General features: G+C 71.6%; 21 protein-coding genes. 12 read left to right on the top strand and 9 right to left on the bottom strand.

Going from position 1 to position 21,876, the window contains the following annotated elements; all coding sequences use genetic code 11:
* Positions 1–12: 12 nt before the first annotated feature.
* Entirely contained in the window at positions 13–2,496 is a 2,484-nt protein-coding gene (locus tag ABZ749_RS00310) for a helicase-associated domain-containing protein (RefSeq protein WP_357221078.1), read from the bottom strand.
* A gap of 83 nt (positions 2,497–2,579) precedes the next feature.
* On the opposite strand from ABZ749_RS00310, the gene ABZ749_RS00315 reads away from it, so the two are divergent.
* Both ABZ749_RS00315 and ABZ749_RS00320 read left to right on the top strand, forming a co-directional pair.
* Positions 2,580–3,203 (top strand): HAD hydrolase-like protein, encoded by a 624-nt coding sequence (locus ABZ749_RS00315; RefSeq protein WP_357221081.1) that lies wholly within the window; start codon positions 2,580–2,582, stop codon positions 3,201–3,203.
* A gap of 27 nt (positions 3,204–3,230) precedes the next feature.
* Positions 3,231–3,617: a cold shock domain-containing protein gene (locus ABZ749_RS00320; protein WP_196920747.1), complete on the top strand. Its 387-nt coding sequence runs from the start codon at positions 3,231–3,233 to the stop codon at positions 3,615–3,617.
* Here ABZ749_RS00320 and ABZ749_RS00325 read toward each other — a convergent pair.
* Positions 3,578–4,426 (bottom strand): 1,4-dihydroxy-6-naphthoate synthase, encoded by an 849-nt coding sequence (locus ABZ749_RS00325; RefSeq protein ID WP_357221085.1) that lies wholly within the window; start codon positions 4,424–4,426, stop codon positions 3,578–3,580. The two genes, ABZ749_RS00320 and ABZ749_RS00325, sit on opposite strands and share 40 nt — an antisense overlap.
* 360 nt (positions 4,427–4,786) lie before the next feature.
* Here ABZ749_RS00325 and ABZ749_RS00330 point away from each other — a divergent pair, with 360 nt between their 5' ends.
* On the top strand, positions 4,787–5,656 hold the full coding sequence (locus tag ABZ749_RS00330) for a helix-turn-helix transcriptional regulator (protein ID WP_357221088.1): 870 nt from the start codon (positions 4,787–4,789) through the stop codon (positions 5,654–5,656).
* A 28-nt stretch (positions 5,657–5,684) separates the two neighbouring features.
* Here the strand turns inward: ABZ749_RS00330 and ABZ749_RS00335 are convergent, their stop codons facing one another.
* Together ABZ749_RS00335 and ABZ749_RS00340 are read right to left on the bottom strand one after the other, a co-directional pair.
* Positions 5,685–6,335 (bottom strand): futalosine hydrolase, encoded by a 651-nt coding sequence (locus ABZ749_RS00335; RefSeq protein WP_357221091.1) that lies wholly within the window; start codon positions 6,333–6,335, stop codon positions 5,685–5,687.
* Positions 6,332–7,933 carry an MFS transporter gene (locus ABZ749_RS00340; RefSeq protein ID WP_357221094.1) on the bottom strand — a complete coding sequence of 534 codons (1,602 nt, stop codon included), beginning with the start codon at positions 7,931–7,933 and terminating at the stop codon, positions 6,332–6,334. The genes ABZ749_RS00335 and ABZ749_RS00340 overlap by 4 nt, the downstream gene beginning before the upstream one ends.
* Positions 7,934–8,021: 88 nt before the next feature.
* Between ABZ749_RS00340 and ABZ749_RS00345 the strand changes: the two genes are divergently transcribed.
* Positions 8,022–8,861, top strand: coding sequence for a DUF3027 domain-containing protein (locus ABZ749_RS00345; protein WP_357221097.1), 840 nt, complete (start codon positions 8,022–8,024; stop codon positions 8,859–8,861).
* A 36-nt stretch (positions 8,862–8,897) separates the two neighbouring features.
* Here the strand turns inward: ABZ749_RS00345 and ABZ749_RS00350 are convergent, their stop codons facing one another.
* Complete coding sequence (locus ABZ749_RS00350) at positions 8,898–9,143, bottom strand: DUF2530 domain-containing protein (RefSeq protein WP_091395273.1); 246 nt, start codon at positions 9,141–9,143, stop codon at positions 8,898–8,900.
* An 88-nt stretch (positions 9,144–9,231) separates the two neighbouring features.
* On the opposite strand from ABZ749_RS00350, the gene ABZ749_RS00355 reads away from it, so the two are divergent.
* The 4 genes from ABZ749_RS00355 to ABZ749_RS00370 all read left to right on the top strand — a co-directional run bounded on the left by ABZ749_RS00355 (position 9,232) and on the right by ABZ749_RS00370 (position 13,235).
* Positions 9,232–10,710, top strand: coding sequence for an NCS2 family permease (locus ABZ749_RS00355; RefSeq protein WP_357221100.1), 1,479 nt, complete (start codon positions 9,232–9,234; stop codon positions 10,708–10,710).
* A gap of 114 nt (positions 10,711–10,824) precedes the next feature.
* Entirely contained in the window at positions 10,825–11,274 is a 450-nt protein-coding gene (locus tag ABZ749_RS00360) for a MarR family transcriptional regulator (protein WP_355004963.1), read from the top strand.
* Positions 11,275–11,345: 71 nt separating this feature from the next.
* Positions 11,346–12,629 (top strand): MFS transporter, encoded by a 1,284-nt coding sequence (locus ABZ749_RS00365; RefSeq protein WP_357206212.1) that lies wholly within the window; start codon positions 11,346–11,348, stop codon positions 12,627–12,629.
* 96 nt (positions 12,630–12,725) lie between these two features.
* On the top strand, positions 12,726–13,235 hold the full coding sequence (locus tag ABZ749_RS00370; RefSeq protein ID WP_355004965.1) for a hypothetical protein: 510 nt from the start codon (positions 12,726–12,728) through the stop codon (positions 13,233–13,235).
* 16 nt (positions 13,236–13,251) lie between these two features.
* On the opposite strand, the gene ABZ749_RS00375 is transcribed toward ABZ749_RS00370, so the two are convergent.
* Positions 13,252–14,001 carry a helix-turn-helix domain-containing protein gene (locus ABZ749_RS00375; RefSeq protein ID WP_357221104.1) on the bottom strand — a complete coding sequence of 250 codons (750 nt, stop codon included), beginning with the start codon at positions 13,999–14,001 and terminating at the stop codon, positions 13,252–13,254.
* A 237-nt stretch (positions 14,002–14,238) separates the two neighbouring features.
* Here ABZ749_RS00375 and ABZ749_RS00380 point away from each other — a divergent pair, with 237 nt between their 5' ends.
* On the top strand, positions 14,239–14,904 hold the full coding sequence (locus tag ABZ749_RS00380; protein ID WP_357221107.1) for a DUF4097 family beta strand repeat-containing protein: 666 nt from the start codon (positions 14,239–14,241) through the stop codon (positions 14,902–14,904).
* Positions 14,905–14,936: 32 nt separating this feature from the next.
* Positions 14,937–15,764, top strand: coding sequence for an alpha/beta hydrolase (locus ABZ749_RS00385; RefSeq protein ID WP_357221110.1), 828 nt, complete (start codon positions 14,937–14,939; stop codon positions 15,762–15,764).
* A 172-nt stretch (positions 15,765–15,936) separates the two neighbouring features.
* Here the strand turns inward: ABZ749_RS00385 and sepH are convergent, their stop codons facing one another.
* The 3 genes from sepH to ABZ749_RS00400 form a co-directional block, all read right to left on the bottom strand.
* Positions 15,937–17,016 carry a septation protein SepH gene (gene sepH, locus ABZ749_RS00390; protein WP_355004969.1) on the bottom strand — a complete coding sequence of 360 codons (1,080 nt, stop codon included), beginning with the start codon at positions 17,014–17,016 and terminating at the stop codon, positions 15,937–15,939.
* Positions 17,017–17,201: 185 nt separating this feature from the next.
* Positions 17,202–18,329: a phosphoserine transaminase gene (gene serC, locus ABZ749_RS00395; protein WP_357221114.1), complete on the bottom strand. Its 1,128-nt coding sequence runs from the start codon at positions 18,327–18,329 to the stop codon at positions 17,202–17,204.
* Positions 18,330–18,557: 228 nt separating this feature from the next.
* Positions 18,558–19,664 (bottom strand): citrate synthase 2, encoded by a 1,107-nt coding sequence (locus ABZ749_RS00400; RefSeq protein ID WP_091395245.1) that lies wholly within the window; start codon positions 19,662–19,664, stop codon positions 18,558–18,560.
* 279 nt (positions 19,665–19,943) lie between these two features.
* Between ABZ749_RS00400 and pdxH the strand changes: the two genes are divergently transcribed.
* Both pdxH and ABZ749_RS00410 read left to right on the top strand, forming a co-directional pair.
* A complete protein-coding gene (gene pdxH, locus ABZ749_RS00405) occupies positions 19,944–20,573 on the top strand; it encodes a pyridoxamine 5'-phosphate oxidase (RefSeq protein ID WP_357203216.1) in 630 nt (209 codons plus the stop codon).
* Positions 20,570–21,868 (top strand): MFS transporter, encoded by a 1,299-nt coding sequence (locus tag ABZ749_RS00410; protein ID WP_357221117.1) that lies wholly within the window; start codon positions 20,570–20,572, stop codon positions 21,866–21,868. The genes pdxH and ABZ749_RS00410 overlap by 4 nt, the downstream gene beginning before the upstream one ends.
* Positions 21,869–21,876: the final 8 nt, after the last annotated feature.

Below are 21,876 nucleotides of genomic sequence, written 5' to 3' on the forward strand. Positions count from 1 at the left end.
TGGCACCGTCGGTCAGTCCGCCACGACCGCCGCAGTGATCCGGTGCAGCGCGAACGTGTGCAGCATCTCGGTCCGTTCGTCCTCGGCCCGCAGGTAGCCGGCACCGATCGAGACCGGCTTGAGCAGGCGTGACGCCGTCGCCCCGTGCGCGTCGACGTAGCCCACCCAGACCAGCGCCTTGTCCCGGACCGCCTGCTGGAGAACCGCCAGTGCCTCGCTGTGGGTGTGCGCCGGCACCGGGCCGCCGCCCAGCCCGGGCGCACCGCCGCGCACCACGGCAGGCGCCCGTCGGGCGGCCCGTGCCGCCGCGTCGCCGCGACGGATGTGCTCCACCACACCGAGCAGCCGGGGCATGGGCAGCTTCGGGGCGGCCAGCGGATCGATCGTCCGGGTGGTCACCGACACCCGGGGCGGGGCCCGCCGGATTCGCGGCCGGGCCAGCACAGTGCTGCCGGTGCCGTCCTCCTGCACCGGGGCGTACCCCGCGTCGCGCAGCGCACCCAGCAGCCGACCGACCTGGTACTGCGTACACAGCACCGTCGGTGCGAGCCGGCGCAGCGCCAACGACTCCAGCCGCCGGTCGGCCAACACCTCGCTGATCAGCGTCTCGTCGTCGCTGCGCAGGTACGCCCCGGCCAGGCCGACCCGCAGCCCACCGTGCTTACGGGCCACGTCGTCGATCAGGTACGTGAGCCCCTGCGGCACCGGGGTACGGGACCGACGCCGGAACACGTCGTGCAGGTCGTCGGCCGTATAGCCGGAATCCAGGGCCCGCCGCACGCTCGCCGTGGTGACCCGGTGCACGCTGGCCCCGCCGGCCGACTCCAGCTCGGTCATCGCCTCCAACTCGACGGCGAGCGCCGGCTCGGGTGGACCGGGCACCACCACTGTCAGGTCGGCCTGCACCAGGAAATGGTCGACCGGTGCGGGCAGCAGGGCGTCCAGCGCCCGCGCGGTACTGGACGGGTCGCCGCTCTCGACGTCGGCGTGCACGCCCAGCGGGTCGTCACCCCGCTCGTCGGTCGACGTCAGGTCCCCCAGCAGCAGCCGACCGTACGAGGTGAGCGCCCCCAGCCCCGTCACGCCCAGCTGTGCGGCCTCGGCCAGCACCTCCCGGTGTGCGGCGTCCCGGCCCCGGCTGCGACGGGGAGACCGCCAGTCCAGCAGCTCCTGCACCTCCTCCGGGGTGGGCGCCGTCGCCGGCTCCAGATCGGCGAGTACGCCGAGCACCGCCCGTCGGGTGGCCGGCACGCTGGCCCGCTCGGCCTCGGCGGAGAGCACGGTGATCGGCCGGTCCCGGTCGTCACGGCGGCCCACCAGCCCCACCTGCCGGGTCATGGTCAGCCACGCTCGGGCGAGCTGCTCCCACCGTTGGGCCAGCGAGGCGGCCCGCCACACCTCGTACCCGCCGGTCGGCAGCACCTGCTGATCCGCCCCGTAGCGGCCGGTGGTCGCACCGGGCATCTCCAGCTCACCGAGGAGCCCCGCCGCGTACGCCACCTCCAGCAGCAGCGCGGTGCTCGGTTCGTCCAGCCCGGCGGTACGCGCCAACCGGCGCAGGTCCCGTACACCGATGCCACCCGAACGCAGCACCGGCGCGGGCTCGTCGGCGAGCTGCTCCAGCAGCCCTTCGGTGTGCCGGACCACCTCCATGGTCTGCCCGGCTCCGGCCGAGTCGACCGCCTTCGGCTCGCGCGGCGCGGCGGCCACCGGCGGTGGGCTGGTACGCAGCGGCCCGAGGGGGCCGCTGTCGCGGCGCAGCAGCAGGCCGACCTCGCGGGGCAGCTCCACCGTTCCGCTCGCCGTGGACGAGCCGGTCGTCGCCGGGACCAGCAGCCGGTTGTCGACCAGCCACCGCACCGGGGAGCCGGTCGGAGCGCCACCGTTCGTCGGGTCGGTGAGGACCGGGTCCGCCGCGCCGAGCGGCGGTGCCTGCAACGCCCCCGGCGGCACGCTGCCCACCGGTGGGCCGGCCGCCAACCGGTCCAGGATCGCCCGGGCCGAGGGCGGGGCGGCGAGCACCGTCCGTCGCAGCTTCGCCGGGTCCGCGCAGAGCGCGGCCGCGCGCGGGTCCAGCTCCGCGGCCGGTCGGCCGAGCCCAGCGGGGTACGGGGAGACTTCGTCGACGGCGGGCAACACCTGGAGTGCGTGCTCCGGGCCGTACAGCAGGAAAAGCGCACGCAGTCGGCCCACGGCGGCCCGGACGGCCGTCGGAGCCGGCGGGTGCGGCCCGGCGGTCGCCATCGCGAGCACGGTGTCGGTGGCCGTGGTGGCGTCGTCCGGGTTCCGGGTGAGGCGGGCGGCGTCGAGGATCTGGAGGGTGAACTGGTCCAGGCCGTCCAGCGCGCGGGCCACGGAGACCCGGGACTGGGCCCGGATGGCCAGCGCGGAGACGTCGGCCGGCACGGGCACGACGAGGTCGGGCCGCAGTTGGAGGAGCGCGGCCAGTGACTCGTCGGGCAGCGACCGCAGGTGGTCGGCGAGTGAGGTGGTCATCGTCTTTCCACGCTAGCCCGGCACCGGGCTTCCGCGCCCCTCGGACGTCCGGTCGGCTGGGAGTAGCCGGTACGTTTCTCGACATGCCCGCACTGACCGTCGGATTCGACCTCGACATGACCCTGGTGGACTCCCGCCCCGGCATCGCCGCGGCGTACCGGGCGCTGACCGCGAGGACCGGTGTGCCGGTCGACGCCGAGCTGGCGGTGTCCCGGCTCGGGCCGCCGCTGCGTACCGAGATCGCGCACTGGTTCCCGCCGGATCAGGTCGAGTCGGCCGTGCGGGTGTATCGCGAGCTGTACCCGGCGTACGCGATCACCCCGACGCTCCTGCTGCCCGGCGCGCGGGAGGCCATCGAGGCGATCCGTGCGCGCGGTGGCCGGGTGCTGGTCGTCACGTCCAAGATCGGCCGGCTGGCCCGGTTGCACCTGGACCACCTCGGTCTCAGTGTCGACGAGTTGGCCGGTGACCTCTTCGCCGAGCAGAAGGCGACCGCTCTGCGGGAGCACGGGGCTACCCACTACGTCGGTGACCATGTCGCGGACATGGTGGCGGCGGCAGCGGCCGGGGTGCCCGGCATCGGTGTGGCGACCGGCCCGTGCTCCTCCGATGAGCTGCGCGCGGCCGGGGCGGAAGTGGTGCTGGACGAGCTCACCGAATTCCCAGCGGCGCTCGACGGGATGATCCAGCTAGCCTTGGAGCAGTAGCGGCTCAAGTGAAGCAGGGGTTTTCAGGTGCCTACGGGTCGAGTGAAGTGGTACGACACGGCCAAGGGATACGGCTTCGTCACGAGTGACGAGGGCGGCGACGTGTTCCTGCCCAAGGGGGCGCTGCCGGCGGGTGTCACCGACCTCAAGGGTGGCCAGCGGGTCGACTTCAGCGTGGTGGACAGCCGCCGGGGCGCGCAAGCCATGGGGGTCAAGCTGCTGGACGCGCCGCCGTCGATGTCGGAGCTGCGCCGTCGGCCGGCCGAGGAACTGCACGGCCTGGTCGAAGACATGATCAAGGTGCTGGAGGCGAAGGTCCAGCCGGACCTGCGCCGGGGTCGGTACCCGGACAAGAAGGCCGCGCAGAAGATCGCTCAGCTGGTCCACGCGGTGGCCCGCGAGCTGGAGGTCTGAGGCACCAGGCCGGCGGTGGCGGCCCGGTCGAGCAGTGCCGCCACCGCGGCGAAACCGGCCTCGCCCAGGTCCGCTGTGAACTCGTTGACGTAGAGGCCGATGTGCCGGTCGACCACGTCGAGCTCCATCTCCTGGGCGTGCGCCAGCACGTACTCCCGGCTGGCCGCCGGGTCCGCCCAGGCCTGCCGGACCGACTCGCGGACCCAGCCGGCCGCGGCCTGCGGGTCGACCGCCCCGCGTCGGGCCAGGATCGCGCCGAGGGGGATGGGTAGGCCGGTGTCGGCCTCCCACCATTCGCCGAGGTCGACGAGCGCGCTCAGGCCGTGCCGGTGGTAGGTGAACCGGGCCTCGTGGATGACCAGCCCGGCGTCGTAGCGCCCAGCCGCCACGCCCGGCATGATCTCGTGGAACGGCACCACCTCGATCCGGGCCGGTGGCCGCCCGGCCGACCAGAGCCGGAACAGCAGGTACGCGGTGGTCCGGTCACCCGGCACCGCCACAGTGGCGCCGGTCAGGTCGGTGCGGTCCGGGCCGCCGTCGCGGTCGCCCCGGGTGAGCACCAGCGGACCACAACCGCGACCGAGAGCGCCGCCGCAGGGCAGCAGGTGGTAGTCGTCGAGCAGCCAGGGCAGCGCCGCGAAGCTCACCTTCACCAGGTCGAACGCGCCCCGCTCGGCCGCCGTGTTGGTGACGTCCACGTCGGCGTACGTCACCTCGACCGGCGGTGCGCCGGGCACCCGCCCGTGTACCAGCGCGTGGAAGACGAACGTGTCGTTGGGGCAGGGCGAGATCGCCAGGGAGAGCGCCACACCCTCACGGTAGTCCCGCCCTCCGCCCGGGGCCCGCGCCCACCCCACGACTGTGATCCGCGACCGTGCCGCCGGGTGGAACAACGCGTGCAACGACTGGTCGAGCAGGGTCGACCGCCCATCCCGGTCTCCCTTTGGAGCTGATGTCGTAAACGAATCGCCCAGAGTGGGTGACCGTGCTCCGGAACTGGGCGTGGTGTGCACCTCGGCGGGACAGGAGGTCTGGTGATGACGCAAACGATTCAGCTCCAAAGGGATCGCGGGAGTAGTCATCCACCGGTCGGCGAGGTTGTCCACAGCCTTATCCACAGGTTGGCGCAGGGTGTTGATAGCTCGCCGACCGGCCGGGACCATCGGCCGGTGACCGAGGCGAGTGACCACACCGACGAGGCCGGCGGAGCCGACCTCGGGCAGGCGCTCCGCGCGCTGCGTCGGAGGGCCGATCTGAGTCAGCGGCAGTTGGCCGAGAAATCCGGGGTGCCGCAGCCGACGCTGGCCCGGATCGAGTCGGGGCGGGCGCTCGATCCCCGATTTCGGACAGTGGAACGCCTCGTCCAGGCGGCGGGTGGGACGTTGGCCGTTGGCGTCCCACCATCCGTCTCCGGCGTCACCGAACCCACGCCGGTTGCGCACGACGACATGCGGGACGAGGCGGGCCGCCGATACCCGGCTCACCTGGACGTCTGGCCGGTCCACGAGCCTCGGGACTGGCCCGGTGCCTGGTGGGCGGAGTGGTACCGGTTGCCGCCCGAGCGGTATCCGCTCCCGCTGCCACCGGCCGCGTACGAGCTGAACCGGCGCTATCGCGACAACCGGCGGTGGGCTGCCGAGGTCCGGCGGACTGCGCAGGTGCGTCGGGTGATCGGTGGCGACCTGCCGGCCACCTGCTGGCGATACGTCGCCGAGCTACCCGACGGCACGCTGGTTGGTGAGCTACGGGCCCATGAGCGGAGCCCATTCCTGGAGTACGGGGAGTGGCATCCGCACCTGCCGGAGCGGGAGATGGTGCTCGACGGCGTGCTTGTCGACGCCCGGTACCGGCGGCTGGGGCTCGGGCGACGGCTGGTCACCGCGCTGGTGACCGGGATGCGCGAGGCGGGCATCGACGACGCAGTCGCTATCGCCGAGGGATCCGGCACCGACCTGCTGCGGGCGTGCGGCTTCGAGATCGAGGCACGCCGCCCGGCCGCGCTGCGCCTGGCCAACCCAGGCAAACGCTGGTTCTCCTGAGCGGAGACCTGGTCAGCGCAATGCCGGGTCAGCGCAGTGCCGGGGCTGCTGCGGTCAGGGCGGCCAGGGCTTCGCGCAGCCGCCAGGCGTCCCGGTCGCGGGGGCCGATCGGGTTGGAGATCGTGCGCAGTTCGGCGAAGGGCACCCCGGCCTGCGCCGCGGCGACCGCCACGCCGTACCCCTCCATGGCTTCGGCGACCGCTTCCGGATGCCTCCGGCGCAGCTCGTCGGTGCCGGCCGTGGTGCCGGTGACGGTGCTGACCGTGAGCACCGGGCCGGCCGTGGCCGTCGGGAGGGCGGCTCGCAGTGCCGCCAGCAGGCCCGGGTCCGCCGGCACCCTGCTGCCCGCACCGAGCAGCGCGAGCGGCATGCCCAGCTCGTCGACAGCGATGAAGCCGTCGGGCGACTCGGCACCCAGGTCGGCGGCGATGCTGGCGGTGCCGAGCACCGTGTCGCCGACCTCGGCCCGCCCGGTGAAGCCGCCGGCCACGCCGGCGCTGACCACCGCACGGTACGGACGACCGGCGGCCTCTGCCAGCGTCAGCAGCCGGGCGGTGGCGGCACCGGCGAGTGCCGGGCCCACACCGATCGGGGTGACGGTCACGCTGGGGTCGGTCAGCCCGGCGCGGACCGCATCCGCCTCGGCGGGAACCGCCGTCACCACCAGCAGCCCGGTCACGAGAGCGAGCCGGGGGACTCGCGGCGGTTTTCGTCGTCGGCCCCGCCACCCGGGCCGCCAACGGCCGACGACGGGCGGTAGATGTGGTAGCCCGGCGGGGCGAGGCTCGGGTCGTCGTACTGCGGTGAGCTGGTCCGGGCCGGGGCCGGTGAGGTCGGTGTGGGGTCCCCGGGCTCGTCCGCCGGCTCGTCCTCGGTCAGCTCGTCGTCACCGAGCGGTCGGCCGGCCAGCTTCTCACCGCGCAGCCGGGCGGCGGCCAGCACACCCCGGATCGCCGCCAGTACGCCGACCCCGGCGGCCACGGCGATGCCCATCCGGCCGTCGAACGGCACCAGCCCGAGCCCACCGCCGGCGACGAAGGCGAGCATCAGCACCGTCTCGGAGTGGGCGAAGGAACTGGCCCGCAACCGTTCCGGGATGCGCTCCTGGATCGAGGCGTCCACCGCCAGCTTCGCTATCCCGCTGGCCAGCGCGGCGACAAGGCAGAGCAGGGCGACCATCAGCAGCGAGAACTGGATGACGGCGAGCACCGCCACCCCGGCCACGATGATCATGCTGCTGGACTGGATGGCTGTCGGCCGGTGGATGCGCAGCCGGGTGCCGATCGCGGTGGCCAGGAAGGTGCCGACCGCGAGCGCGCCGCCGACCACGCCCAACGCCCACTCGGCGCCCAGATCCCGGCCGAACACCACTGTGGTCAGGTCGCCCTTCTTGATCGCGAAGGCGAGGAAGAGCAGCAGGAAGCCGTAGAGCGCGCGTAGCGTCGCCGCGCCGATCAGGGTGGCGATCACCAGCCGGCCGGACGGTCGGCCCCGGCCCAGCGGCCGGTCGCCACGGCGGCGGCCCAGCGCGCGCAGTGGCCGGGGGACCCGCTCCGGTGGCTCCGAGTCGGCCTTCGGCGGCAGCCGCAGGGAGATCACCATGCCGACCAGGAAGATCACCGACGCGACCCGCAGCGGCCACTGCGGCCCGAACCAGAACGCGGCCAACCCGATCGGCGCCACCAGCGCACCCGCGACGGTGCCGTAGACGCTGGCCCGGGCACCCACCTGGGACAGACCGAGCCCCTCCGGCAGCAACCGGGGCACCGCCGCGGATCGGGCCACGCCGTACGCCCGGGAGAGCGCGAGCACCCCGAACGCGGCCGGATAGAGCCCGAAGCCGTGGATGTAGTCGGAGATCAACCAGGCCAGGAAGGCACGCCCGAGCATCGTCGCCGCCAGGGCGTACCGCCGGCCGTGCCGGAAGTGATCCAGCAGCGGGCCCACCACCGGGGCGAGCATCGCGAACGGCACCATGGTCACCAGCAGGTAGAGCGCGACCTTGCTGCGAGCCTCGCCGAGCGGCACGTTGAAGAAGATCGTGCCGGCCAGACCGATGGCGATCAGGGTGTCACCGGCGCAGGAGAGCGCGTGCAGGTCGAACAGGCGAACCATGCCGACCTCGCCGCCGGCACCCCGGGCGCGTGCCCGACCGGCCCGGCGGGTCACCCAGCGGCCGCTACCCACCGAACCACGCAACAGCAGACGGATGGCGCGAATGCCGGTGCCGACGGTCCGCCCGAGGACGGATCGCCCGGAGCGGGAGTACGACGGCATGTGCACCATCCTCGCCCATCTGATCCGGGTACGCCGCACCACCGCTGGGAAAGGTTCCCCGGGAGTCCCTGTCACCCCTGCGAGGCGCATGGGGAACAATGGTCGGGTGACCAGGCCCGTCTCCACCCGTGCCGCCCGTCTCGACCAGGTCTGCGCCGCCGCCGTCGAGGTGGCCCGCGCCGGCATCACCGAGGTGGGCTCCGACGATGTCGGCGACCACCTGCAGGTCGTCGCCGAGGGCGACCGGCTCGTCACCCACTATTTCGAATGTCGCCTCGCCGGCTACAACGGCTGGCGCTGGGCGGTCACCGTCACCCGGGTGCCGCGTAGCAAGACGGTGACCATCTGCGAGACGGTGTTGCTGCCCGGCCCGGACGCGCTGCTCGCGCCCGGCTGGCTGCCCTGGCAGGAGCGGCTCAAGCCGGGCGACCTGGGTCCGGGGGACCTGCTCCCGACCTCGCCCGACGACGATCGACTGGTCCCCGGTTACCTGCTCTCCGACGACCCGGCGGTCGAGGAGACGGCATGGGAGTTGGGCCTCGGCCGCGCCCGCGTGCTCTCCCGGGAGGGTCGCATCGACACGGCGCAGCGCTGGTACGAAGGTGACCACGGCCCCGCCGCAGCCATCTCGTCCGCCGCTCCGGCCGCCGCCCGCTGCGGCACCTGCGGCTTCTACCTGCCGCTGGCCGGTGCGATGCGGCAGGCATTCGGGGCGTGCGGCAACTTCTACGCTCCCGACGACGGCCGGGTGGTGAGCGCCGACCACGGTTGCGGCGCCCACTCCGAGACGTTGATCGAGGCGGCCGAGACCGCCGTCGACGAGCTGCCCACTGTTTACGACGACAGCGCTGTGGAGGCCATGTCGGTCAGCCGGGCTCCGGGCTCGGTGGAGGCCGCTGAGCCGGCGGAGCCGTACGGGCACTCCTGATCGTCCGCGCCGGAGTGCTCCGGCGCGGCGGCCAGCTCACCTCGCGCGGCGACGGCGTCGGTTGGCGTCGTGCCGCATCATCACGGCGAGGCCCGGGAAACCCCACAGGAAGCCGGCGAGGCAGGTCCAGAGCCAGTTCTGGTGACCGTGGTCGGTCAGCCAGCCCCGGAAGAAGATCAGCAGGACCAGCCCGGCCACGGCCCACGCGATCAACCCGGCTAGGGCGAACGGCACCATCGGCGGATCCAGTGGTGCGGGCCGCGGTGGCTGCTCGTTCGGCATTCGGCAAGCGTACGGGATCTACTTCCCCTGCCCACCGACGATCTGGGACGATGCGCGCGACAACTGGAAGATCACCTGCGAGGACCTGATGGCCGTAGCGCCGCCCGAGAACGGCACACCTTCCAAACTCGCCCCTCCGCGTAACGGTTTCGACCGGTTCTTCGAGATTTCCGCCCGTGGCTCGACGTTGAGCCGTGAGGTACGCGGTGGCCTGGCGACCTTCTTCACGATGGCGTACATCGTGGTGCTCAACCCGCTGATCCTGGGTGGCGCCGTCGACGGTGACGGCAAGAGCCTCCCGATTCCCGCGCTGGCTGCGGCGACCGCGCTGGTCGCCGGTCTGATGACCATCCTGATGGGTGTGGTCGGCCGGTTCCCGCTGGCGCTCGCCGCCGGTCTGGGTGTCAACGCGCTCGTGGCGTACGAGATCGCCCCCGAGATGACCTGGGCAGACGCGATGGGCCTGGTGGTGATCGAGGGTCTGATCATCGCGGTGCTGGTGCTGACCGGTCTGCGGACCGCTGTGTTCCGCTCGGTGCCGACCCAGATGAAGAGTGCGATCGGGGTCGGCATCGGTCTGTTCCTGACCATCATCGGCCTGGTGGACGCGGGCTTCGTCCGGCGCATCCCAGACGATGCCAACACCACGGTTCCGGTCGGCCTGGGCATCGGCGGCAAGCTGGTGAGCTGGCCGATGCTGGTCTTCGTGGTGGGCCTGCTGATCACGCTGGTGCTGGTGGTCCGTCGGGTCAAGGGCGCGATCCTGATCGGCATCCTCGCCTCGACGGTGCTCGCGGTGATCGTGGAGGCGATCGGCAACATCGGCCCGTCGTTCGTCAACGGTCAGCCCAACCCGAAGGGCTGGTCGCTGAACGTGCCGGAGTTGCCGAAGTCGGTGGTCGACCTGCCGGACCTGTCGCTGCTCGGCAAGTTCAACGTGTTGGACTCGTGGGGCCGGGCCGGTTGGCTGGTCGTGCTGATGTTCATCTTCACGCTGTTGATCACGGACTTCTTCGACACCATGGGCACGATGGTCGCGGTCGGCCAGGAGGGTGGCCTTCTCGACGAGCAGGGCACTCCGCCGAAGGCCAAGGAGATCCTGCTGGTCGACTCGATCGCGGCGGCGGCCGGCGGTGCGGCCAGCACCTCCAGCAACACGTCGTACATCGAGAGCGCCGCCGGTGTCGCGGAGGGTGCCCGGACCGGTGTGGCCAACCTGGTCACCGGCGTGCTCTTCCTGCTCGCGATGTTCCTGGCGCCGCTGGTCGTGATCGTGCCGTTCGAGGCGGCGTCGACGGCACTGGTGGTGGTCGGGTTCCTGATGATGACCGCGGTGCGGACGATCGACTGGTCCGACTACGAGATCGCCATTCCGGCCTTCCTCACCATCGTGTTGATGCCGTTCACCTACTCGATCTCCAACGGGATCGGCGCCGGTCTGATCACCTTCGTGGTGGTCAAGCTGGCGCGGGGCAAGGCCCGGGAGATTCACCCGTTGCTGTACGGGGTGGCCGTGCTCTTCGTGCTGTACTTCCTGCGTGGGCCGATCGAGTCCCTGGTGCTCTGAGGCACGTCCGGGCGGGGAATCGATCGGGATTCCCCGCCCGTACCATCTGAATCCCCTCGTGAGCCTGGTCATAACGGATGTCGTTAGCCATGCTCATTAGTTAAGCTAACTACTGTGACGGAGCGGACGGTGACGGCGGAACGCGTGCCACCGGCGCAGCTGGCTCCCCAGCTGCGTGATGCGATCACCCGACTCAACCGGCGGGTCCGACAGGCCCGACCGGTCGGCGACCTCACGGTCACCCAGGTCTCCGCGCTCACCAGCCTGCGGCTGGCGGGCGCGATGACACCCCGTGAGCTGGCCGACGTGGAACGGGTGCAGCCGCCGACGATGACCAAGATCGTCGGGAAGTTGGAGGACCGCGGCCTTGTGCAGCGGACACCCCATCCGACCGATGGGCGGCAGGTCATCCTCGCGGCGACCGAAGGAGCGCAGGCCGTGCTCGACCAGTTCGAGCGGGCCCGCGACGAATGGCTGGCCCACCGGCTGGCCGCGCTCGACGAGGACGAACGGGAGACCCTGCAGAGGGCCGCCCAGATTCTTCAGCAGCTCGCTCGCGCCTGAGCCGCGCCCGCGCCACCGGGTCCGTGCCGTCACCTGTCGATGACGCGTACGTCCGAGGAGGCGCACCAAGAGTGCAGGCCAAGCTGAGCACGATGTTCCAGTCCCTACAGGTCCGCAACTACCGGCTCTTCGCATCCGGGCAACTGATCAAACTGATCGGTGTCTGGATGATGTTCATCGCCCAGGACTGGCTCGTCCTCGACCTCTCCGACAACTCGGCGACCGCGCTCGGTGTGGTGACCGCGTGTCAGTTCACCCCGGTGCTCCTGCTCACCCTGTTCTCCGGCCGGCTCGCCGACCGGTACGACAAGCGGGTGCTGCTCTTCGTCGCCAACGCCTTCTGGAGTGTGCTGGCGCTCGGCATGGCGGTGCTGGTCCTCACCGACCTGGTGCAGCTCTGGCACGTCTTCGCCTTCGCCGCCCTGCTCGGCACGGCCAACGCCGTGGAGACCCCGGTCCGGCAGGCGTTCGTCTCGGAACTCGTCGGCACGCCGCTGCTGCCCAACGCGTTGTCGCTGAACGCCGCCGTGTTCAACTCGGCGCGGATCGTCGGCCCGGCCGTCGCCGGCCTGGCGATCGCCGCGTTCGACGTGGGCCCGGTCTTCCTGTTCACCGCCCTCAGCTCGGTCGCGCCCCTGGTCAACGTGGTCCGGATGCGGACGGCCGACCTGCATCGCGAGGCCCTGCTGCCGCGCGACGAGCGGGCGTCCGCACGGGTCATCGACGGGCTGCGGTACGTGTTCCGTCGGCCCGACCTGCTGCTACCGATGGCTGTCATGTCGGTGATCGGCATGTCGCTGTTCAACTTCCAGCTCACCCTCGCCGCGCTGGCGAAGACGGTCTTCCACACCGGTGCCGCCTCCTTCGGCCTGTTCAGCACGGCGCTGGCCGTGGGCGCGCTCGGCGGCGCGCTCAGCGGCACCGGTCGACGCAGCCGGCCGTCGGTCTGGCTGGTGCTCGGCGCGGCGATCGCCTGCGCCAGCTTCGGCACCCTGGTCGGTCTCGCCTCGACGTACTGGCTGGTCGTGGCCCTGCTGGTGCCGACCGGCTTCTTCATGGTCTTCTTCGCCCAGGCCGCCAACCAGCGGGTCCAGTTGGGCGTGGACGCGGCCTTCCGGGGTCGGGTGATGGCCCTGTGGGTGCTGGTGTTCCTGGGTACCAACCCGGTCGGCGCGCCGCTGATCGGCTGGGTCGCGGAGCACTACGGTGCCGGTGCCAGCATCTGGATGGGTGGGCTCATCTCGCTGGCCGCCGCGGTGATCGCCCTCACCTGGCAGCTCCGCCACTCCGGTGCCCGGCTGCGTTTCCGGGTGTTGCCGATGCCCCGCTTCTACGTCACCTCCACCGACTGCTGAGGTTTACCACCAGCTCCGGCCGCGTCCGGTTGCGCGGATTGCTCGGATGCGGCCAAATCGCTGGCGGGGTGGCACGGTGGGGCTTAGCGTCGATGCGTGGGAGTCGGACACGCGCTGATGCTGGCCCTGGCGTTCCTCGCCGTGGCCACGCTGCCGGCGGCGTTCGCCCTGCTCTTCTGCTACGACGAGATCCTCGACCGGGTGGTCTGCGGCTGGTCCGAGTGGCGTGACCGCCGACGGGAGAAGCGCACGATCGCCAGACTCGACCGTGCCATTGAGGCCGACGCGCTGACCCGGGACATCGACCTCAGCGAGTTCGACAGCGTTGACCGCCGGCCGCTGGAGCAGCTCGCCGCCGACCTGCGCCGTCTCGGCGGTCAGCGGGTCGGCGGTAGCGGTCGCTCGATGGTCTGGCACAGCGCGCTGCTCCAGGCGTACGACGACCGGCTTCGTCTCGCCTGCCGCGCCCTCGGCATCGCCGAGCACCTCGCCGAGCTGGAGGGCGTCGACCAGGAGATCGAGCGGGTCCGGGTGGAGGGCGTGCTGCACGCCGCCGGTCTGGCCCTTCCGGCGGCCCGCCCCGGGCAGCGGCAGCGGCACCGCTGACCCGCCCGCTCGTCGGTCACCGCCGATCCGGTTGCCCGGTGGCCTGGGCAGCGGGTTGGGTCCCGGTGTGAAGCACCGCGCGGCCCTGCTCGGCGGCGCGGACGACGCTCTCACTGATGAAGTCGAGGAAACGGGCGATGTTCTCCAGGCGGGCGGCGGCGGGGGTCTGCGGGCCGAGGATGGCGACGCCCTGGCGCGCGGTTGCGACGAGCTGGTCGTTGGCCCGGGCGCTGGCGATCGTCGCCTGGTAGAACAGCTCGTCGTCGACCACGTAGCGGTCGCGGCGGCGTTCGTCGCGTTCACGGCGGACGAGGCTCTGACTCTCCAGGAAGGTGATCGCCTTGGAGATGGACGCCGGGCTGACCTGGAGGCGCTGGGCGAGCTGTGACGCGGTGAGGCTGGCCGAGTCGGTGATGAACAGGTGGGTCAGGACCCGGGCCGCCATCTTGGGCAGGCCCGAAGCCATGAGGACCGTGGTGAACGTCTCCCCGTACTCCGCCACGGCCCCGGCGTCACGCCCATGCTCCTGAGGGAGCGCGGTGGCCCCCGGTGAGGTGACTGTCCTGCGCCGCTGGGCGCGACGTTCGGTGGCGCGATGGGCCAGCTCGGCGCGGTAGGCGGTGGGGCCGCCGTTGCGCATCACCTCGCGGGTGACTGTCGACGTGGGACGGTCGAGGCGCCGGGCGATCTCCGCGTAGGGGAGGCTGTCGATCAGCCCCAGCGCGATCTGCTGGCGCTCCTGCTGACTGAGTCTGCCTCCCGGCATCACGATCTCCCCGGTGATTCCTCGTCGCGTCCGCTGACTGCCCCACCATAGCGTTCACCCTCCGCCTGTTGCAACGGTTGCGGCCTCCGTCGTTGCGTTATACCTTCAGTCGTTGCAACACTTTATAGGTCATGAGCTGCATCTATGCAACTCCAACGCAACAGACTTGTTGCCTGCATCTGGAAAGCAACGTAGCGTTTCCTATATCAGAAAGAGCTGCCAACACAGGAGAACATGATGCAGACGTTCGACACCCCCGCCCCCATCTCGGCCGTCCTCGACATCCCCGCCGGACGGATCCAGTTGATCGCCGCGGACCGCGCCGACACCGTCGTCGAGGTTCTGCCCACCGACCCCTCGAAGAAGCGCGACACCAGGGCCGCCGAGCAGACCACTGTCGCCTACAACGACGGCGTCCTGCGGATCACGGCCTTGGCCCCCGGCAACCCGTTCGTCGGCCCGTCCGGGTCGCTGGAGGTGACCGTTCAGCTCCCCGCCGGCTCGACGATCAAGGCCAGGACCGCCAGCGCCGAACTTCGCGGCGTCGGGCGTCTCGGCGACATCGCCTTCGACGGGGCGTACCGCCAGATCAAGATTGACGAGGTCGCGAGCCTGCGGCTCACCGCGATCGACGGCGACGTCGAGGTCGGCCGGCTCAACGGCCCCGCGGAGATCAGCACCGCCCGGGGTGACATCCGGATCGCCGAGGCCGTGAGCGGCGCGGTCGTGCTCAGCACCCAGTCCGGCGACATCTCGGTCGGTGCCGCCGCCGGCGTCTCCGCCGCACTCGACGCCGGCACCGGCCACGGTCGGGTCAGCAACGCCCTCAAGAACGACGGCGCCACGACGCTCGACATCCGCGCCACCACCTCCCAGGGCGACATCACCGCCCGGAGCCTCTGAACCCCACCACGGCCAGGCGACAGGAGTACGACATGAACTTAGCTACCAACTCCCCGTGGACCGGCATGGTGTCGGTCGACGACACGGCCCTGGCCGTCACCGACACCGGTGGCCCCGGCATCCCGGTGGTCTACCTCAACGGCCAGTTCGCCACCCAGGGCTACTGGCGGCGGGTCATCGCCGAACTGGGCACCGGGTTCCGGCACATCACCTACGACGAGCGGGCTCGCGGCAGAAAGTCGGAGCGCTCAGCCGACTACTCGTTCGAAGCTGCCGTCCGGGATGTCGACGCCGTACTCGCCGCCCGGGGGGTGGCCCAGGCGGTGCTGGTGGGCTGGTCCTACGGAGCGGTGGTCGGGGCGCACTGGGCCAACCGGAACCCGGAGCGTGCCCTGGGCGCGGTCCTGGTCGACGGCGCGTTCCCGCACGACTGGCTCGACGATGCCATGGCGCAACGGATCCGCAGGATGTTCCGACGGATGAACCTGTTCATGCCGCTGCTCCGCCCGACCGGCCTGACCCCACGGATGAACGCCGACCAGATGGCGGACAGCAACATTGAACTGGGCGAACTCTCCCGCGAGCGCGAACTGGGCCCGGTGCTGGACGCCATCAGCGTTCCGGTGCGGTACGTCGTCGCCTCGGGAACGTCCCTCGGTAGTCGTGGGGACGAACAGGAGCAGATCCGCGCCAGCCTCGACGCGGTGACCGCCCGCAACCCGCACATCACCATCGCGGCGAAGGTCGCCAGCAACCACGGTGCGATCCTCAAAAAGGACTTCCGCGCCGTCGCCGAAGCGGTACGCGGAGTCGCCGCCCTCAGCCGACCCGCACGAAGAACCCTCAACGAGGGTGCGTAGTCGGCCGCTACACCGCACCGATCTCGCAGCTTCGGTCGCCGAGATGGGCGGATTGCCCCCTGAGTCTGGGCAGAAAGTGCAAGATCGCCGGGCGGGCCGTGTCGCTCGGGGAGCTGAGGTTCGAACGCGCGCGTTGACGGGTGACCCAGGGGTCACCCGTCAACGCGAGGCGTCAGGAAGATTCGCGGGCGGCCGGGCCGCTGCCGAAGAGCACGTCGTCCCAGCTCGGCAGCCTCTTGCGCGGCTTGCCGTTGGCATCGGTGGACTCGCCGCCGGTGGCTGCCGCGGCACCCGTGCGGCGAGGCCGCAGCACCGCCAGCGACGGCACGGCCGGCACCTCCTTGGGCGCGTCCGAATCGTCGTCGAAGGCCGAGCCCTGGCCACCGCCGAGCAGCGCGGCGGCACCTCCACCGACCGGCCGCTGCCGGGGCGCGTCCGACCCGGCCAGGGCAGCCGGGGTACGCGGCTCCAGCCCACGACCCGACGAACCGCCGAGCGGACGGTCCAGGGAGGCGAGCAGCGCGTCACGGCCGGCCCGGATCGGATCACGGCCAGGGCGCGGGTGCTCGGACGCCGCTGGCAGACCGTGCCCGCCACGACTCGGCTCGCCGCGCGACGGGCCCGGCAGGGCGTGCCCGCCGCGCTCCGGTGCCGGCTCCTGGCCGAGGATCGGCGTGGGCCGCTCGGCGCACAGGTACTGCGCCATGTCGTCGTGCGGCGTGACCACCTGTCGCGCCTTGTCCATGTCCCAGATGGCCTGCGCGGTGGCCTTGCCCGACGGCCAGGTGGCGATGATCCGCCAGGTACCGTCGTCGCGCCGGTACGCGTCCCAGGAGATCTTCTCGGTGTCGATGCCGTGCTGGCTCAGCCGGCCGTTGACCACCTCGGCGAGCGGGGTGGGCTTCTCCGCGCCCTTGAGTCGGGTGCGCCGGGCGTGCTGGGCGAGCATCGCCCGCTCCTGCAACACCGGGCCGGCGTAGCGCAGCACGCGGTCGACCGGCACCCCGGCGATCCGGGCGACGTCCTCCGCGGACTCACCGGAGCGGATGCGGGCCTGGATGTCCCGGGGGGACAGTGAGGGAATTGGGTCGACGGTGCTCGGTGCCACCGCGAGCGGCGGGGCACCCGGCTCGGGGTGCATCACACCGGCGATGCGTTCGTCGATGGGCAGGGCCAGGAGGCGCCCAACCTCGTCGGCGAGCACCAGTGCCTGGCCGTCCTCGGAGAGGGCGACGAAGCGTACTGGGCGCATAACGTTGCCTCCGTCCCGCTCCGCTGGCCGCACACCACGAGTCGGCCACCCAGGCGTCTCGGACCACCGTACGCGCATCTGTCTCGGGGTGGGGGAAGCGACACCCCGCATGTCGTGACTGAGCTGCGGCGATGATCACGGTCGGTGTCCGTGGAGGCTCCAACGGACACCGACCGTGACGAACGTCAGAGTCGCTCGACCACGTAGTCGATGGACGCGGTGAGCGCCTCGACATCGGCCGGCTCGACGGCCGGGAACAGCGCCACCCGCAGCTGGTTGCGACCGAGCTTGCGGTAGGGCTCAGTGTCCACGATGCCGTTGGCGCGCAGCGCCTTGGCGATCGCCGTGGCATCCACCCCGTCGGCGAAGTCGATGGTGGCGACCACGTTGGAGCGCAGCGCCGGGTCGGTGACGAACGGGGTGGCCACGCTGGACCGCTCGGCCCAGCCGTAGACCGCTGCGGCGCTCTCGGCGGTGCGCTTCGCCGCCCAGGACAGGCCGCCCTGCGCGTTCATCCAGTCGGTCTGCTCGGCGGCCAGGAAGATCGTGGCCAGCGCCGGGGTGTTGTAGGTCTGCTCCAGCCGCGAGTTGTCGATAGCGGTGACCAGGTCGAGGAAGGCGGGGATGTAGCGCCCGGACGCCTTGATCTCGGCGGCCCGGTCCAGTGCGGCCGGGGACATCAGCGCCAGCCACAGACCACCGTCGGAGCCGAAGCACTTCTGCGGGGCGAAGTAGTAGACGTCGGTCTCGCCGACGTTGACCTCCAGGCCACCCGCGCCGGAGGTCGCGTCGACAAGCAGCAGCGCGCCCTCGTCGGCACCGGCCACCCGGCTGATCGGGACGGCCACACCGGTCGAGGTCTCGTTCTGCGGCGTCGCGTACGCGTCCACGCCGGACTCGGCGACCAGGGTCGGCGCGCTGCCCGCGTCGGACTTGCGGACGGTCGGCTCACCCAGGAACGGGGCGTCCTTGACCGACTTGGCGAACTTGGCGCCGAACTCGCCGAAGCTGGCGAACTGGGCCCGGTCGCGAATCAGGCCGAAGGTGGCGACCTCCCAGAACGCGGTGGTGCCGCCGTTGCCGATGACCACCTCGTAGCCCTCGGGCAGCGAGAAGAACTCGGCGATGCCGGAGCGCAGCCGGGCAACCTGGTCACGGACCGTCTTCTGCCGGTGCGAGGTGCCGAGGTAGGTGGTCGCGACCTCGGCGAGGGCGGACACCGCCTCCGGGCGGACCTTGGACGGGCCGCAGCCGAAGCGTCCATCGGCGGGCTTGATCTCATCGGGAATCCGGATGATCGGTGCGTCAGCCACGGTCTTGAAGATCCTTCCGCAAGGGCGAGGGCGGGCCCGGCGACACTGCCGGCCCTCATCCTCGCACCCGGACCGAACGACGATGGGCGGGGTCCCGGCGCTCGGTCTGAGTCCTTCGCCACAGTCGGCTCCGGTAACAGACGACAACGACCACTCTTCGACGCGCGGCGTGGACAAGGGGCCCTTCCTCGACGTCCGGCGTCGAGGAAGGGCCCCTTGTCGACCAGCTCAGACGCCGTGCGGGATGGCTGCCCAGCCCTCGACGTCGGACGGCTTGCGGGTCTCCGGGCCCATGTAGCGGGCGGACGGGCGGACCAGCCGCTGCAGGCGCTTCTGCTCCAGGATGTGCGCGCTCCAGCCGCCCATCCGCGCGCAGGTGAACATCGAGGTGAACATGTGCGCCGGCACCTCGGCGAAGTCCAGCACCACGGCCGACCAGAACTCGACGTTGGTGGCCAGCACCCGGTCCGGGCGGCGGGCCTGAAGCTCGGCGAGGGCGGCCTTCTCCAGCGCCTCGGCGATCTCGAAGCGCGGCGCGCCCAACTCCTTGGCCGTGCGCCGGAGCACTCGGGCGCGCGGGTCCTCGGCACGGTAGACGCGGTGGCCGAAGCCCATCAACCGCTCACCGCGGTCGAGGACGCCCTTGACGTAGCCCTCCGCGTCGCCGCTGCGCTCCACCGCCTCCAGCATGCTGAGCACCCGCGACGGGGCGCCGCCGTGCAACGGGCCGGAGAGGGCGCCGATGCCCGACGAGATGCAGGCAGCCGCGTCCGCCCCGGTGGAGGCGACGATGCGAGCGGTGAAGGTGGACGCGTTGAGGCCGTGCTCGGCGGCCGAGATGAAGTACGCGTCGACAGCCTTGACGTGCCGCGGGTCCGGCTCGCCGCGCCAGCGCTTCATGAACCGCTCGACGATGGTCTGCGCCTTGTCGATCTCCTTCTGCGGCACCGCCGGCAGGCCGAGGCCGCGGGCGGACTGGGCGACGAAGGAGAGCGCGGTCACCGAGACCCGGGCGAGATCCTCACGGGCCTGCTCGTCGGAGATGTCCAGCAGTTGGTTGAGACCCCAGTACGGGGCCAGCATGGCGACCGCGGACTGCACGTCGACGCGGATGTCACCGGAGTGCACCGGCACCGGGAACGGCTCCGCCGGCGGCAGGCCCGGCCCGAACCGGCCGTCAACGAGCAGCGCCCAGACGTTGCCGAACGACACCTGGCCGATCAGATCCTCGATGTCGACTCCGCGATAGCGCAGCGCACCGCCCTCACGGTCAGGTTCGGCGATCTCGGTCTCGAAGGCGACAACGCCCTCCAGCCCGGGTTTGAAATCGGCCATGTCGCTCTCCTGGATCTGGTCGGTGCGCCCGATCGCTCATCCGGCCCGGATCGGCCGAGCGCCTTAGGCGACCCTCAGGGATGTGTTCGCAACATACTGCCTGCTGAGTAAGGGATACGCGACCCGCTGCGACTGTGCTGCACGCGACATCCCCGGGCGCGCATTCTCCGTCCGGCTCGGTGAGACTGGGCAGGGCGGGCTGGTCAGCGCGGGAGGGTGCTGGCGGGGCCCCGGAGAAGGAGTGGGTACGTGACGGGCGACACACCCGCCCCGGCCGCGATGCGTAACGAGTACGCCGCGGACCTGGGCCTGACCGAGGCTGACCTGGCCGCCGACTGGCACACCCAGTTCGACAGCTGGTTCGCCGACGCGGTGGCCTTCGGGCTACCCGAACCGAACGCCATGGTGGTGGGCACCGCCGACTCGGCCGGCCGGCCGAGCGGGCGGACGGTGCTGCTGAAGGGGTACGACCCGGAGGGCTTCGTCTTCTTCACCAACCACCTGTCGCGCAAGGGCGTCGAGGCGACCGCCAACCCGTACGCCAGCCTGGTCTTTCCGTGGTTTTCCATGCAGCGTCAGGTGGTGGTCGCCGGACGGGTCACGCCGGTCGACCGCGCCACGAGCGAGGCGTACTTCGCCAGCCGGCCGCGCGGCTCCCAGTTGGGTGCCTGGGCCAGCCCACAGTCGCAGGTGGTGTCGGATCGGGCGGCGTTGGAGCAGCGGTACCAGGAGGCGGTCGAGCGGTTCGCCGACCAGGCCGAGATCCCGACCCCGTCACACTGGGGAGGGCTGCGGGTCCAACCCGAGTCGGTGGAGTTCTGGCAGGGCCGGGCCGGCCGGTTGCACGACCGGCTCCGCTTCCGTCGCCTCGACGAGGGTGGCTGGATCGTCGAGCGGTTGGCGCCGTGACGGGTGTGCGGGAGCCCCGGTCGCGCGCAGCGCGCCGCTGGGCGATCGACGTGCGTCCGCTGCGGGTTCCGGCGTACCGCCGGCTCTGGCTCGGCAACACGGTGGCGATGTTCGGCTTCCAGTTCACCGCCGTCGCGGTGCCGGTGGAGATGTACGCCCTGACCCGGGACTCGTTCTGGGTGGGCCTGCTGGGCGTGGCTGCCTTCGTACCGTTGCTGGTCTTCGGGCTCTGGGGCGGCGCGGTCGCCGACGCCCGTGACCGGCGTGCGGTGCTGCTCGGCGGCTCATTGTTGCTCTGGGCATCCACTCTCGGGTTGCTGCTCCAGGCGGTGCTGGACGTGGGCAGCCCGGTGCTGCTGCTGGCGTTGATGGCGTTGCAGTCGGTGGCCTTCGCGATCAGCTCGCCGGCCCGTAGCGCCATGCTGCCCCGGCTGGTGCCGGAGGACCTGGTGGCGTCCGCCACCACCCTGAACTACACGACCTTCACCGCCGCCTCGGTCGCCGGCCCGCTCGCCGCCGGTCTGATCCTCTCCGCTTCGCCGGACACCACTGTGGTCCTGCCGATCGCCTACGGGCTGGACGCGGTGCTGTTCACCGCGATGCTCTGGGCGGCGCTGCGGCTGCCCTCGCTCCCGCCCGAGCCCAGCGCCGACGGCCAGGCCCGGCGTGCCGGTCTGGCCAGCGTCGTCGACGGGTTCCGCTACCTGGCCACCACCCCGGTCCTGCTGCTGTCCTTCGGGGTGGACCTGATCGCGATGATCCTCGCCATGCCACGGGCCCTCTTTCCGGAGATCGCGCACGAGCGGTTCGGTGGCGGTGGCTCGGTCGGTCTGCTCTACAGCGCCATCGCGATCGGCTCGATGATCGGTGGGTTGACCTCCGGCTGGATCGGCCGGCTCCGCCGGCAGGGGCTCGGCCTGGTGCTGGCGGTGGTCGGCTGGGGCCTGGCGATCGCCGCGGCCGGGTTGGCCCACCAGCTCTGGCTGATGGTCGTGCTGCTCGCCGTGGCCGGCGCCGCCGACCTGATCAGCGCGGTGCTGCGTCAGTCGATGCTGCTGGTCTACGCACCGGACCGGATGCGCGGCCGACTCCAGGGCGTGAACACGGTGGTGGTGGCGGGTGGCCCACGCCTGGGTGATCTGCGCGCCGGCACCATGGCCGCCGGGTTCGGTGGCGGGGTGGCCTGGGTGGCCGGTGGGCTCGCCTCCGCGGTGCTCGTGGTGGTGCTCGCTGTCGCGTTCCCGGCGCTGCTGCGCTACCGGGCGGCGACGGCGTCGAGCGACAACCGGACCTGACCGGTTAG

The sequence above is a fragment of the Micromonospora sp. NPDC047753 genome, from assembly GCF_040642735.1.
Taxonomy (GTDB): domain Bacteria; phylum Actinomycetota; class Actinomycetes; order Mycobacteriales; family Micromonosporaceae; genus Micromonospora.

Coding starts and splice junctions, on each gene's coding strand:
- ABZ749_RS00310 (WP_357221078.1), bottom strand. CDS start 2,496: ATGACCACCTCACTCGCCGACCACCTGCGGTCGCTGCCCGACGAGTCA.
- ABZ749_RS00315 (WP_357221081.1), top strand. CDS start 2,580: ATGCCCGCACTGACCGTCGGATTCGACCTCGACATGACCCTGGTGGAC.
- ABZ749_RS00340 (WP_357221094.1), bottom strand. CDS start 7,933: ATGCCGTCGTACTCCCGCTCCGGGCGATCCGTCCTCGGGCGGACCGTC.
- ABZ749_RS00345 (WP_357221097.1), top strand. CDS start 8,022: ATGGGGAACAATGGTCGGGTGACCAGGCCCGTCTCCACCCGTGCCGCC.
- ABZ749_RS00350 (WP_091395273.1), bottom strand. CDS start 9,143: ATGCCGAACGAGCAGCCACCGCGGCCCGCACCACTGGATCCGCCGATG.
- ABZ749_RS00355 (WP_357221100.1), top strand. CDS start 9,232: ATGGCCGTAGCGCCGCCCGAGAACGGCACACCTTCCAAACTCGCCCCT.
- ABZ749_RS00375 (WP_357221104.1), bottom strand. CDS start 14,001: ATGCCGGGAGGCAGACTCAGTCAGCAGGAGCGCCAGCAGATCGCGCTG.
- ABZ749_RS00380 (WP_357221107.1), top strand. CDS start 14,239: ATGCAGACGTTCGACACCCCCGCCCCCATCTCGGCCGTCCTCGACATC.
- ABZ749_RS00385 (WP_357221110.1), top strand. CDS start 14,937: ATGAACTTAGCTACCAACTCCCCGTGGACCGGCATGGTGTCGGTCGAC.
- sepH (WP_355004969.1), bottom strand. CDS start 17,016: ATGCGCCCAGTACGCTTCGTCGCCCTCTCCGAGGACGGCCAGGCACTG.
- ABZ749_RS00400 (WP_091395245.1), bottom strand. CDS start 19,664: ATGGCCGATTTCAAACCCGGGCTGGAGGGCGTTGTCGCCTTCGAGACC.
- pdxH (WP_357203216.1), top strand. CDS start 19,944: ATGCGTAACGAGTACGCCGCGGACCTGGGCCTGACCGAGGCTGACCTG.